Annotated in this window: 12 protein-coding genes; 9 read left to right on the top strand and 3 right to left on the bottom strand. The window is 34.8% G+C overall.

Annotated elements, in window-relative coordinates; translation table 11 throughout:
* Positions 1–188 precede the first annotated feature (188 nt).
* The 3 genes from KCG49_RS03645 to porX all read right to left on the bottom strand — a co-directional run bounded on the left by KCG49_RS03645 (position 189) and on the right by porX (position 3,130).
* The gene (locus KCG49_RS03645; RefSeq protein ID WP_256259848.1) at positions 189–743 is read right to left on the bottom strand and encodes a hypothetical protein; all 555 of its coding nucleotides are present in this window, start codon (positions 741–743) and stop codon (positions 189–191) included.
* Between the two features lie 240 nt (positions 744–983).
* Positions 984–1,445: a tRNA (adenosine(37)-N6)-threonylcarbamoyltransferase complex ATPase subunit type 1 TsaE gene (gene tsaE, locus KCG49_RS03640; RefSeq protein ID WP_218544822.1), complete on the bottom strand. Its 462-nt coding sequence runs from the start codon at positions 1,443–1,445 to the stop codon at positions 984–986.
* A 131-nt stretch (positions 1,446–1,576) separates the two neighbouring features.
* Entirely contained in the window at positions 1,577–3,130 is a 1,554-nt protein-coding gene (porX, locus tag KCG49_RS03635) for a T9SS response regulator signal transducer PorX (RefSeq protein ID WP_218544821.1), read from the bottom strand.
* A gap of 33 nt (positions 3,131–3,163) precedes the next feature.
* On the opposite strand from porX, the gene KCG49_RS03630 reads away from it, so the two are divergent.
* From KCG49_RS03630 to KCG49_RS03590, 9 genes are all read left to right on the top strand, one after another.
* Positions 3,164–4,393 carry an HD domain-containing protein gene (locus tag KCG49_RS03630; RefSeq protein ID WP_218544820.1) on the top strand — a complete coding sequence of 410 codons (1,230 nt, stop codon included), beginning with the start codon at positions 3,164–3,166 and terminating at the stop codon, positions 4,391–4,393.
* 51 nt (positions 4,394–4,444) lie between these two features.
* On the top strand, positions 4,445–5,473 hold the full coding sequence (gene lpxD / locus KCG49_RS03625; RefSeq protein ID WP_218544819.1) for a UDP-3-O-(3-hydroxymyristoyl)glucosamine N-acyltransferase: 1,029 nt from the start codon (positions 4,445–4,447) through the stop codon (positions 5,471–5,473).
* Entirely contained in the window at positions 5,460–6,866 is a 1,407-nt protein-coding gene (locus tag KCG49_RS03620) for a bifunctional UDP-3-O-[3-hydroxymyristoyl] N-acetylglucosamine deacetylase/3-hydroxyacyl-ACP dehydratase (RefSeq protein WP_218544818.1), read from the top strand. Before lpxD ends, KCG49_RS03620 begins: the two co-directional genes overlap by 14 nt.
* Positions 6,867–6,959: 93 nt before the next feature.
* Positions 6,960–7,745, top strand: a complete 786-nt coding sequence (gene lpxA / locus KCG49_RS03615; protein WP_218544817.1) for an acyl-ACP--UDP-N-acetylglucosamine O-acyltransferase — start codon at positions 6,960–6,962, stop codon at positions 7,743–7,745.
* 118 nt (positions 7,746–7,863) lie between these two features.
* Entirely contained in the window at positions 7,864–8,430 is a 567-nt protein-coding gene (gene efp, locus KCG49_RS03610; RefSeq protein WP_218544816.1) for an elongation factor P, read from the top strand.
* Between the two features lie 47 nt (positions 8,431–8,477).
* A complete protein-coding gene (locus KCG49_RS03605; RefSeq protein WP_218544815.1) occupies positions 8,478–9,413 on the top strand; it encodes a UDP-3-O-(3-hydroxymyristoyl)glucosamine N-acyltransferase in 936 nt (311 codons plus the stop codon).
* A complete protein-coding gene (locus tag KCG49_RS03600; RefSeq protein WP_218544814.1) occupies positions 9,414–9,824 on the top strand; it encodes a nuclear transport factor 2 family protein in 411 nt (136 codons plus the stop codon).
* A 77-nt stretch (positions 9,825–9,901) separates the two neighbouring features.
* A complete protein-coding gene (sucD, locus tag KCG49_RS03595) occupies positions 9,902–10,774 on the top strand; it encodes a succinate--CoA ligase subunit alpha (RefSeq protein ID WP_218544813.1) in 873 nt (290 codons plus the stop codon).
* A 93-nt stretch (positions 10,775–10,867) separates the two neighbouring features.
* The gene (locus KCG49_RS03590; protein WP_218544812.1) at positions 10,868–13,834 is read left to right on the top strand and encodes a M16 family metallopeptidase; all 2,967 of its coding nucleotides are present in this window, start codon (positions 10,868–10,870) and stop codon (positions 13,832–13,834) included.
* The last annotated feature ends 13 nt before the right edge of the window (positions 13,835–13,847 follow it).

The following is a 13,847-nucleotide window of genomic DNA, read 5'->3' as shown; positions in this document are numbered from 1 at the left end:
TAAAACACGTTGAAGTTATGCAATTAGTCTATTGAATAGCATAAAAATACAATTTAATTTCACCGAGAAATAATATATAAAAGGAAGTGTAAAATTACTGTTAATCAATCTACCTGATTTATAGGGATAAGGATTGTGTAATCTATATTGAAATTTGTCAAATAGCTTAGTAAAGTAATCATTTAATTTTAGAAATACTGCTTTACCTTGCCCCAAATTGTTTTAGGTTTAATCATAAATTCTTCTTCAAGTTCTTCCATAGTTTTGTCAGCATAATTAATTTTATTAAACATTTTTGCTCGTATAAGATATATTGAAGGAAAGACAATTGCCATAATTGGAAGAAACCAAATTATATCAGCGACATCTAAATATCTTGCATCAAAATTTAAAGCTGTTATGCATTGAAAAGAGAACATTGTTATTGGGACTAGGAGTGCATGATACCACCAATGACGACATGTAAAAAACCAAATAAAGGATAATAATAGGGGTACCATTTTCATTGCCAAAATCCACATTGCGGCATTAGCACTTTGATACTCTATACTTTTATATGTGCCAAATATAGTGTCCCATTCTTGGGTATCTGGGACATATTCATATAGATAAAACAAAAAGGGAGTACCTGCTACAAGTGATGCAACAATACTCCCTAATAAAATCTTCCGATTATAGTTTTTCTTATCCGTTTGGCGGCGGCTTAAGTTTTCTTTTGTCAACTTGTGTAGTAGTCTGTCCATCTAAGTCAATAATGTTAGTTGCCTGTACAGTAAATAACATCCCACCAAAGATAGCAATTGCTAATACTAATTTTTTAGTTTTCATAATTTAAGGGATTTAATTAATTAATTACTACAAAAGTATAGCGCACACGTAGTTTGCGAAAATCAATTAGTGTTAAAACCCTAGAAATTTTGAAGTTTCAATTACGGTTTTTCCGTAATTTCATACTCTTTCGGTAAAATGTTAGTGAAATTTATCTAAAATTTCGGTTCTGTCATAGCGTTATCTTCGGTTAAAAGTTTATTGTTTATAGTTAATTTGAGGGATCTTGTATTCTTGTCAATCTTAGTTATCGTAAGTGTTTGAGCGTCATTTAATAAATCAGAAATGCGCTCTGGCCATTCTATAAAAAGCCAATGATTACTTGATAAATAGTCTTCTATACCAAAATTATAGGCTTCATCTATAGATTCTATTCTATAAAAATCGAAATGATAGATTTTGTCTTCAGGTAAAGTGTATTCATTAACTATAGAAAAGGTTGGGCTAGTAGCAATATCACTACTTCCCATAGCTTTTAACAGTGCACTAATAAAAGTGGTTTTTCCTGTTCCCATGGCACCATCAAAAAGTAGGGTTTTAGATTCTAAATGCTCCAAAACCTTAGTTGCAATGGCATCAATGTCTTTTAAGTGGTATGTTAGGGCAATAGTTTTCACTGTAACCTATTGTAAAATAGACGACAATGTTAACAATAAATATTGAGAAATCCTAGAAAAAAGTGTATTTCATCGGATTTTTTTGCTTTTAGAAGATATTTGTTTATAGGGAATTATAGTAATAGAAAAACCTATTTAGGATCTAAAACCACAAAAGGGATAATCATCTCCTCTAAAGACACTCCTCCATGTTGGTAAGTATTCCTGTAGTAACTTACATAATGGTTAAAGTTATTGGGATAAGCCAAAAACAAATCCCCTTTAGCAAATATAAAAGAGCTGCTCATACTTAATGCTGGCAAATGTATGGACTTTGGATTTTTAACCGCTAGTACGTCTTTGTCTTGGTACGTTAAGCTTCTACCCGTTTTATAGCGTAAATTTAAGCTTGTATCTCTGTCACCAATGACTTTAGATGGAGCTTTTACGTTTATGGTACCGTGATCTGTGGTTAATATAAGCTTAAAACCCAATTGTTGTGATAGCTGAATCATTTCTAATAAAGGCGAATTCTTAAACCAACTAAGGGTTAATGAGCGGTATGCTTTATCGTTGGAGGCCAATTCCTTTACGACCTCCATTTCTGTTTTGGAATGAGAGAGCATATCCACAAAATTATATACCACAACATTTAAGTCGTTATCTTTTAGCGATCTAAAATTATCGACCAACTTTCTGCCAGATTTTAAATTGGTAATCTTATAATATTCATATTTAATGTGGTTTAAGCCCAATCGTTTTAATTGCTCTCTTAGAAAATCATCTTCGTGCATGTTTTTACCACCTTCATCGGTATCGTTTTTCCAGTATTGGGGATACAGTTTTTCCATATCCGAAGGCATTAAGCCAGAAAAAATTGCATTACGCGCATATTGAGTAGCAGTTGGCAAAATGCTGTAAAATGAAAGCTCCGATACCTTCTTATAGTAGTTATTGACAATAGGTTCAAAAGCTTTCCACTGGTCATAACGCAGATTGTCTATAACCACTAATAGTGTAGGTTGCTTATCACTTAATTCTGGTACCACTTTATCCTTAAAAAGTGTGTGCGACATAACCGGTGCATCGGCGTTTGGCTGAAACCAGTCTTCGTAATTTTTCTCAATAAATTTACCAAACTGCATATTGGCCTCTGTTTTTTGAGATTCTAAAATATCAGTCATTCCAACATCTTCAATATCTTCGAGCTGTAATTCCCAGTAAATTAGTTTTTGATATAGATCTTTCCATTCTTCAAAGGAATTAACCATAGACAAATCCATAGCGATTTTTCTAAATTCCTGCTGATAATTTGACGTGGTTTTCTCAGATACCAAACGCGAGTGATCTAGGTTTTTCTTCAGACTCAATAATATCTGATTGGGATTTACAGGTTTAATCAAATAATCTGCAATTTTGTTACCGATAGCTTCCTCCATAATATATTCCTCTTCACTTTTAGTAATCATCACAATAGGAAGATTTGCCCTTCTTTCCTTAATTTCATTAAGGGTTTCAAGACCGGTGAGTCCAGGCATGTTTTCATCTAAAAAAACAATATCAAAATTTGTGTCATTAATAATCTCAAGTGCTTCAGTACCACTTTGGCAAGTTGTGACCTTATATTGTTTTTGCTCTAAAAAAAGAATATGTGGTTTTAATAAATCAATTTCATCGTCAACCCAGAGAATATTTATGTTGTTCATGTATATTTGTTTTCTAATTAATGAATTTTTAGTTTGAAGTCCAATAATAAACTTAAAATATTTAACGATCCAATTTACGGATTTATTACGATTCCCAATTCGTTGATTTTCGAACTTATTCAGCATAAATACTTTCAGAGATTGCGTAGAATTAGCCAAATGGGTTTATCCTATTTAGTATATCCTGGTGCACACCACACACGATTTCATCATGCTTTGGGAAGTATGCATTTGATGCAAAAAGCGATTAATATACTTCGTTTTAAGGGAGTTACAATTTCTAAGGAAGAAGAAGATGGCTTGTTGGTTGCTATTTTATTGCACGATATTGGTCATGGTCCTTTTTCTCATGCTATGGAGCATAGTATTGTAAATGGTATTTCTCATGAGGAAATTTCATTGAAATTTATGGAAATTCTCAATGCAGAGTTTAACGGAAGTTTAACGTTAGCAATTTCAATTTTTAAAGGTGAATACTCTCGTAAGTTTATGTGTCAACTCATTTCCAGTCAAATAGACATGGATAGGGCAGATTACCTAAAACGCGACAGTTTTTATACAGGTGTAGCTGAAGGTAATATTAACAGTGAACGTTTAATAACCATGCTCAATGTTATAGACGATCAGTTGGTAGTCGAAGAAAAAGGGATTTACAGTGTAGAAAAATTCTTGGTAGCAAGACGTTTTATGTATTGGCAGGTTTACTTACATAAAACGGGTGTGGTTGCAGAACAGCTGTTGATGCGAATTTTAAAACGTGCCAAAGAGCTTGTTGAGTTAGGGAATACGTTAAATTGTAGCAAAGCACTACTATTTTTCTTAAAGTCTGATGTTAATAGACAAGGTTTTAATGCTGAAACCTTAGCCATTTTTGCACAATTAGATGATTATGATATTGTAGCTGCAATGAAAGATTGGCAAAACCATGAGGACTTTGTGCTACAAAATCTTTGTCAAATGATTCTCAATAGAGATTTGTTGAAAATAAAGATAAAGAATAAACCCATTAAAACTTCAGAACTGGTTACACATTCTAATGCCTTGATGGGCAAATACAATATATCTAAGGCCGAAGCTGGTTATTTTGTGTTTTATGATGAAATAACTAATGTAGCTTATCATAATAAAAAAGCACCCATAAATATTTTGCTGAAGTCTGGGAAAATAAAAACTATCGTAAAAGCATCGGACCAACTCAACCTAAAAACATTGGGTAAACCCATTACTAAATATTATATGTGCTATCCTAAAAAGCAAATGTGATGCTTTTTTTTTACTTTTGCGGAAACCAACCGACATATTAAAATCAATTAATTGAAATTTACAGCAGAACAAATCGCAGGTATTTTAGAAGGTACAGTTGACGGCGACCCTAATATTGAAGTTTTTAAACTTGCAAAAATAGAGGAGGGCACAAAAGGTTCGCTAACGTTTTTAGCTAACCCAAAGTATAAACCTTACATCTATACGACTCAAGCCTCCATTACTATTGTGGGCTCTGATTTCGAACCCGAAGAAGCATTAACAACTACATTGATTAAGGTTGAAGATGCCTATGGAGCATTTACAAAACTATTGGAATATTACAATCAAATTAAGTTAAACAAATCTGGTGTGGAACAGCCAAGTTTTGTTTCAGACTCTGCTAAAATTGGTAATGATATATATATAGGTGCTTTCACCTATGTTGGTGACAATGTAAAGATTGGTAACAATGTAAAAATTTTTCCTAATTCTTATATAGGTGATAATGTAACGATAGGAGATAATAGTATAGTGTTTTCTGGTGGTAAGGTTTATTCAGATTGTGTAATTGGAAATAATTGTGTTATTAATTCTGGTGCTATTATCGGAGCTGATGGTTTTGGGTTTGCACCAAACGAAAAAGGGGAATATTCTAAAGTACCCCAAATAGGTAACGTTATTTTAGAAGATAATGTTGATATAGGGGCAGGTACAACCATAGATAGAGCCACATTAGGTTCTACGATTATTAGAAAAGGTGTAAAGCTAGATAATCAAATACAGATTGCACACAATGTAGAGATAGGTAAAAATACAGTGATAGCAGCACAAACTGGTGTTGCAGGTTCTACTAAAATTGGCGAAAATTGTCAAATAGGTGGGCAAGTTGGTATCGTAGGCCATATAACTATTGGAAATAATGTAAGAATACAAGCGCAATCTGGTATAGGTCGTCATGTAAAAGATAACGAAGTATTGCAAGGCTCACCAGCTCTAACATATGGTGACTACAATAAATCTTACGTGTATTTTAAAAACTTACCTAAGATTGTAAAAAATATTAATGAAATTGAAAAAAAATTAAATGGCGATAGTTAAAACAGAAGCAAAACAAAAGACCATTGAAAAAGAAGTTACCCTAAAAGGTGTTGGGCTCCATACAGGTGCAGATGTAACGTTGGTGTTTAAGCCGGGTGCTGAAAATTCAGGGTTTCTATTTGAACGTGTAGACTTAGAAGGCCACCCAAAAATTGAAGCTGATGCAAACTATGTCACCAACACACAACGTGGTACATGCTTAGAAAAAAATGGAGTGACTATTCAAACTTGCGAGCACGTTTTGGCTGCTTTGGTCGGTCTGGATATTGATAATGCAGTAATAGAATTAAATGCTTCCGAGCCACCTATTATGGATGGTTCTTCAAAGTTTTTTGTTGAAGCTTTAGAAAAAGCAGGAATCGTAGAGCAAGATGCGGTAAGAGAAGAGTATATCGTAAAGGAAGTAGTTTCTTATTCTGATGAAGCTTCTGGCAGTGAAATTATTTTAATGCCATCCAACGCTTACCAAGTTACTACAATGGTAGATTTTGGCACCAAAGTACTTGGCACACAAAATGCAACCATGACTGCTGTTTCAGAATTTAAAACTGAAATTGCAGATGCCAGAACTTTCAGTTTTCTACACGAAATTGAAATGCTTCTCGAAAACGGTCTAATAAAAGGAGGCGATTTAAACAATGCTATTGTATATGTGGATAAAGAATTATCACCAAATACCATGGAAAAATTAAGAGTGGCCTTTAAAAAAGACAACATAGCGGTTAAGCCTAACGGTATTTTAGATAATTTAACCTTACATCATCCCAATGAAGCTGCACGTCACAAACTACTGGATGTGGTTGGCGATTTAGCACTAATTGGTACAAGAATAAGAGGTAAGGTGATTGCCAACAAACCAGGACATTTTGTTAACACCCAGTTTGCAAAAAAGATGTCTAAGATTATAAAAAATGAAAGACGTAATAATGTGCCTCAAATTGATTTGAATTCAAAACCTTTGATGGATGTAAACCAAATCATGAATATGTTACCGCATAGACAACCGTTTTTGCTGTTGGATAAAGTTTTTGAGCTCACAGACAATTATGTAATAGGAATGAAAAATGTCACCATGAACGAAGAATTCTTCAAAGGACATTTTCCTGGTCAACCTGTTATGCCTGGTGTTTTAATCGTCGAAGCTATGGCGCAAACTGGTGGCATATTGGTGTTGAGTACCGTTCCAGATCCTGAAAATTATTTAACATTCTTCATGAAAATGGATAATGTAAAATTTAAGCAAAAAGTAATGCCTGGAGATACACTTATTTTTAAATGCTCATTAATAACACCAATTAGAAGAGGTATATGCCACATGCAAGGCTATGCTTATGCCAACGGTAAATTATGTGCAGAAGCCGAGCTTATGGCGCAAATTTCAAAAGTAAAATAGAATGAACAGAGCGAATCTAGAGTTTTTATTAGTTTCAGATAAGCTGATAGGCGAACACACTTTTACCTATTTGTCAAAAATAAAATCACGAAAATGAACCAACCCTTAGCATACGTACATCCTGGGGCTAAAATTGCCAAGAATGTAGTTATAGAACCTTTCACTACTATTCACAACAATGTAAAAATTGGTGAAGGTACATGGATTGGAAGCAATGTTACTATTATGGAAGGTGCCCGCATCGGAAAGAATTGTAATATTTTCCCCGGAGCCGTCATTTCAGCCGTTCCACAAGATTTAAAATATAACGATGAAGATACCACTGTAGAAATTGGCAATAACGTTACCATTAGAGAATGTGTTACCATCAACAGAGGTACAACCGATAAAATGAAAACTGTTATTGGAGATAATTGTTTGATAATGGCATACTGCCATATTGCTCATGATTGTTTCGTTGGCAACAATTGTATTTTCTCTAACAATAGCACATTAGCAGGTCATATAACCGTTGGGGATTATGTGGTTTTGGCAGGTATGACCGCTGTGCATCAATTCTGTTCAATAGGAAATCATGCATTTGTAACTGGTGGTTCTTTGGTACGAAAGGATGTACCTCCTTATGTAAAAGCAGCTCGTGAACCATTGTCTTATGTGGGAATTAACTCTGTCGGTTTAAGACGTAGAGGATTCACAACAGAAAAAATCAGGGAAATTCAGCATATATTCAGAATATTATATCAAAAGAATTATAACAATACACAAGCTTCGGAAATTATTGAAGCTGAAATGGAAGCTACTCCTGAGCGCGATGAGATTCTTCAGTTTATTAAGAACTCACATCGTGGTATTATGAAAGGCTACTTCAAATCGAATTGATTTTAGAAAAAAGAGCATAAAAAAAACCCAAGGCTAAAAACCAAAGTGTTTACGCTTCTTCCTTTTGGGAAAACGGAAGATGGGAAATAAATAACTAAACAAACGACTTAACAGCATTATGGCAAGTACATCAGATATTAGAAACGGATTATGCATTAGATATAACCACGATATTTATAAAATCATTGAATTCCTTCATGTAAAACCAGGGAAAGGCCCAGCTTTTGTAAGAACAAAATTAAAAAGCGTAACTACTGGAAAAGTAATTGATAACACCTTTTCCGCAGGTCATAAAATTGAAGATGTTAGAGTAGAGACCCATAAATTTCAATATCTATATAACGATGGCGAGTTTTATCATTTTATGAATGAAGCCGACTATACACAAATTAGATTACTGGAATCTGCGTTAGATAGACCCGACTTAATGAAAGAAGGAGAAATAGTAACCATACAGATTAACTCTGAAGATAATATGCCTTTATCTGTAGATATGCCGGCAACCGTTATATTAGAAGTTACAGCAACAGAACCAGGTGTAAAAGGCAATACGGCAACAAATGCTACAAAACCTGCAACGGTAGAAACTGGAGCATCTGTAAATGTTCCGTTATTTATCAATGAAGGTGATAAAATTAAGGTTGAAACCGAAAAAGGGACTTACAAAGAGCGTATTAAGGAATAATTGTCATTCCTGACTATGCAGAAATTTTATATAATAAATTAGATCATTTGAAATTTCCAAGACCACACACTTTAAAAGAGATTGCCGGTTTAATTGATACCGAATATATCGGCGATGATGATTTTCCAGTTTTGGGCATCAACGAAATTCATGTTGTTGAAGCTGGCGATATTGTATTTGTCGACCATCCGAAATATTATGATAAAGCTTTAGAATCTGCTGCAACCATTGTTCTTATTAATAAAGAAGTGGATTGTCCAGAAGGTAAAGCACTCTTAATTTCAGATGACCCATTTAGAGATTTCAATAAGTTAACGCTTCACTTCAAACCTTTTAAATCTTCAAATGTTGCTATTGCGACTGATGCAGAAATTGGTGAAGGCACCATAATTCAACCTAACTGTTTTATTGGTAATAATGTAACCATTGGTAAAAATTGTGTTATTCATCCTAATGTTAGCATTTATGATGATACCGTAATTGGAGACAACGTTACTGTTCACGCAGGAACAGTTTTAGGAGCAAGTGCTTTCTATTACAAAAACCGACCAGAGGGTTACGATCAATTACTATCTGGTGGTCGTGTAATTATTGAGGATAATGTAGATATAGGAGCAGCTTGCACAATAGATAGAGGTGTTACTGGTGATACGACTATTGGGGAAGGGTCTAAATTAGATAACCAAATACAGATTGGACACGATACGGTTTTGGGCAAAAAATGTTTGATAGCCTCGCAAACAGGAATTGCGGGTTGTGTCGTTGTTGAAGATAATGTTACCATTTGGGGACAAGTTGGTGTAAAAAGTGGCATTACCATTTCTAAAGGCACAGTTCTATATGCACAATCTGGTTTGGGGCATACAACAGAAGAAGGTAAAACCTATTTTGGTTCTCCGGCTCAAGAAGCAAGAGCCTTTTTTAAAGATAGAGCCTATGTTAAGAAAATACCTGAAATACTTAAAAAACTAAAAGATTTATAAATGTCAGCTAAAGAAATTGTTAAAGCATTTTATAATTCTGATTTGGCGAACGACCCAACTGTGGTTCCGAGATTTTACCATAAGGAATGTGAATTGCATTGGAGCAGTAGTCAAGGATTTATGCATTTAGATTACGATGCTATTGTGGATTTTTTTGAGGGCACGAGAAAATCTTATACCAATCTCAGATTTGAATTCACACATTTTATAGAAGCAGACTCTAAAGTATTTACCAGACATACATTGTTTGCCAATACTATTGAAAATCCAGATAATGAAACGGTTTTAGCACATTTTTCAACGATTTGGGAAGTAAAGGATAACAAATTATACAGAGGTTACGAGATTAGTCAACAAGCAGATGAGAGTGATGCGGAAAGTATGGCGTCTTATGCTGAAAGAAAAATATAAAAAGAGGTCGTAATTGCACTTCAAAACACTTATTTTTGCACAACTAAATTTACAAAACTTAAAAACAACAATATCAAATGAGCGTTTTAGTTAATAAAAATTCAAACATCATCGTACAAGGATTTACTGGTAGTGAAGGTACATTTCATGCTGGTCAAATGATTGAATACGGAACCAATGTTGTAGGAGGTGTAACTCCGGGAAAAGGTGGTCAGACACATTTAGACAGACCTGTTTTTAACACGGTTTCTGAAGCTGTTGAAAAAGTAGGTGCTGACACAACCATTATTTTTGTGCCGCCAGCATTTGCTGCTGATGCGATTATGGAAGCTGCTGATGCAGGTATAAAAGTCATCATAACCATTACAGAAGGAATTCCCGTAGCAGACATGATTAAAGCTGCAGATTATATTAAAGATAGAGATTGTCGTTTGGTAGGTCCTAACTGTCCGGGTGTAATAACACCAGGTGAAGCTAAAGTTGGTATTATGCCAGGTTTTGTCTTTAAACGAGGTAAAGTAGGTATAGTTTCTAAATCTGGAACATTAACTTACGAGGCGGCAGATCAAGTTGTAAAACAAGGTTTGGGTATAACAACAGCAATTGGTATTGGTGGAGATCCAATAATAGGAACCACAACTAAAGAAGCTGTTGAGTTATTGATTAATGACCCAGAAACAGAAGCCGTTGTAATGATTGGTGAAATTGGTGGTCAATTAGAAGCTGATGCTGCAAATTGGTATAAAGAGAGTGGAAGTAAAAAGCCGGTAGTAGGTTTTATTGCTGGTGAAACTGCTCCCGCAGGTCGTACTATGGGGCATGCTGGCGCTATTGTTGGCGGTAGTGATGATACTGCGCAAGCTAAAAAGAAAATAATGAGAGCATGCGGAATTCACGTTGTGGATTCACCAGCAGAAATAGGCAAGAAAGTGGCGGAAGTAATTAGCTAAAATTCTGTTAAAATATATCTAATTTATACACGTTATAAATCCATTGACTTTATTTTGGTCAATGGATTTTTTTATTCACTATAATCAACTCATATGAGACTTACTAAATTTTACACATTAATCATTGCATTAGTATGCTTTTCGGCTTGTAAAGACAATAGTTCAAAGCAAGAATATGCAATCAATTCAGAAACAGATGCTAATGGCTTTACTTATGAAACCGTTAACAATGACCCAACAGGTTTGCGCCTATATACTTTAGACAACGGTCTAAAAGTTTATTTGGGCAAAAACGAAGAGGAACCAAAAATTCAAACCTTAATTGCCGTTAGAGCAGGTTCTACATACGATCCAGCAGATAATACTGGTTTAGCCCATTATTTAGAGCACATGGTTTTTAAAGGAACTGACGAAATCGGAACTACAGATTATGAAACAGAATCTAAGTTTTTAAAGCAAATCTCTGATTTGTACGAAGCGCACAAAAAAGAGCAAGATCCTGAGGCAAAAAAAGCAATCTATAAACAAATAGATTCAGTATCTCTAGAGGCATCTAAAATTGCTATAGCAAACGAGTATGATAAAATGGTAAATTCTCTTGGAACTGAAGGTACAAATGCATTTACTTCCAATGAACAAACAGTTTACGTAGGTAAGATTCCGTCCAACGAATTGGATAAATGGCTAATGGTAGAAAGTGAGCGTTTCAGTCAATTGGTGCTTCGTTTGTTCCATACAGAAATTGAAGCTGTTTACGAAGAATTCAACAGAGGGCAGGATAACGACGGACGCAAGCAATACTATGCAACTTTACAAGGACTTTATCCAACACATCCTTACGGTACGCAATCTACAATTGGTGTTTCTGAGCATCTAAAGAACCCTTCAATGGAAGCTATAAATGCTTATTTTGATAAATACTACGTGCCAAATAATATGGCAGTAATCTTAGTTGGTGACTTAGACTTCGATGAGACCATTAAAAAGGTAAATGATGCCTTTGGCGATTATAAAGAGAAAGAGCTTATGCACCCTACTTTTCCAGAGTTAGAGCCTATTACAGAACCTGTAAAAAAGGAAGTTTACGGACCAACGGCAGAATCAGTTTATGTTGCATTTAGATCAAAAGGAAAAGGCTCGGATCAGGAAGTGATGTTAACTTTAGTAGATTACATGCTTGCAAATTCCCAAGCCGGTTTAATAGATTTAAACCTCAACCAAAAACAGATGGTTCAGCAAGCGTCTTCGTTTACCAATTTTAATAACGATTATGGTTTCCACTTGCTTTATGGAAGACCAAAAGCGGATCAAACTTTAGATGACGTTAGAGACTTGCTTTTGGAGCAGATAGAAAAAGTGAAAAAAGGTGAATTTGAAGATTGGCTGTTAGATGCTGTGGTCAACGATTTACGTTTATCTCAAATACGCCAGTACGAGAATGCTTCATCTACAGCTTATGCCTATTTAGAGGCCTTCATAGGGTTTCAGGATTGGAAGGACAGAGTTGTAATGTTGGATGAAATGAAAAAAATCACCAAGGATCAAGTGGTGAAATTCGCCAACGAATTTTACGGTAATAACTATGTAGAGGTTCATAAAATAAAAGGTGAGGACAAGTCCATAGTAAAGGTAGAAAACCCAGGAATTACCCCGATTGAACTCAATAGAGATAAAGAATCGGATTTCTTAAAGACATTTAACTCTAAGACATCACCAGATCTAAAGCCTCAGTTTATAGACTACAAAACAGCAATAAAAGAGGTGGAAATGGATAATGGAGTGAAAGTCTCTTATGTGGATAATCCCAATAATGATATTTTTAACTTGAATATTATTTTCGATATGGGTCAGGACAACGATCGGATGGTGTCATTGGCCGCTGGTTATTTGGATTATTTAGGCACGGACAAGTATTCACCAGAAGAATTAAAACAAGAGTTTTATAAATTGGGTATTAGTACTAATTTCTTTTCATCGAGTGACAAAACCTATGTTGGGATTTCGGGCTTAAAAGAAAATTTGGACGCTGGCTTGGCTTTGTTGGAAAACCTTTGGGATAACGCGCAGCCAAATCAAGATACCTATAATAAATATGTTGAAAGTATTTTAAAAGGAAGAGAAGATGGCAAGACCCAAAAGGGAAATATCTTTTGGAATGGTTTAATGAGCTATGCCCAATATGGTGAAAACTCAAGATTACGCAACATATATTCAGAGGCTGAGTTAAAGAAAATTAACCCTGAAGAATTGGTGAGTACAATTAAGGAACTACGTAACTATAAGCAGCGTGTATTTTATTATGGTAATGATATTGATGCAGCTGTAGCTTCCTTAGAAAAAAACCATACTGTGCCAGAAAACTTTTTGGATTATCCAGAGAAAACGGAATACGTTAATTTAGAAACAGGAGGCAATGTTTATTTTGTGGATTATGATATGGTGCAAAGTGAAATTATGTTATTATCAAAAGGCGATACTTTCGATCCCAAGAAAATGGCAGCTTCGCGTTTATTCAACACCTATTTCGGAAGTGGGCTGTCATCCATAGTCTTTCAAGAGATTAGAGAGTCTAAATCGTTGGCGTATTCAGCCTTTTCTAGCTACCGAAACGCAAGCGAAGTGGGGAAACCCGATTATACAATGGCGTATGTTGGTACACAAGCCAATAAATTGGAGCAAGCGGTTGATGCTATGATGGAGTTGATGACAAATATGCCAGAAGCTGAAGATCAGTTTAATCAGGCAAAAGAAGCGACTTTAAAGAAAATTGCTGCACAACGTATAACTAAGTCTAATATTTTCTGGACTTATGAAGGTTTAAAGAAAAGAGGTATTACCAATGACAATCGTGAGGAGATGTATAATACCATTAAGAACATGACCTTAGAGGATTTAAAAACGTTTTTTAACGAAAACATTAGTGGTAAATCATATAATGTCATGGTAATCGGAAACAAAAAAGATATGGACTTTGAAGCTTTAAGCACCTTGGGAGAGATCAAAGAACTCGACATCGATTACTTGTTTAACTATAACCAAGAGGAAGACGTTAAGCTTTAATCAATTTATATTT

This window comes from Winogradskyella luteola, assembly GCF_019203985.1.
Lineage (GTDB): Bacteria > Bacteroidota > Bacteroidia > Flavobacteriales > Flavobacteriaceae > Winogradskyella > Winogradskyella luteola.
Note: the sequence above shows the minus strand (reverse complement) of the source record. Positions and strands in the feature narration are given on the sequence as shown.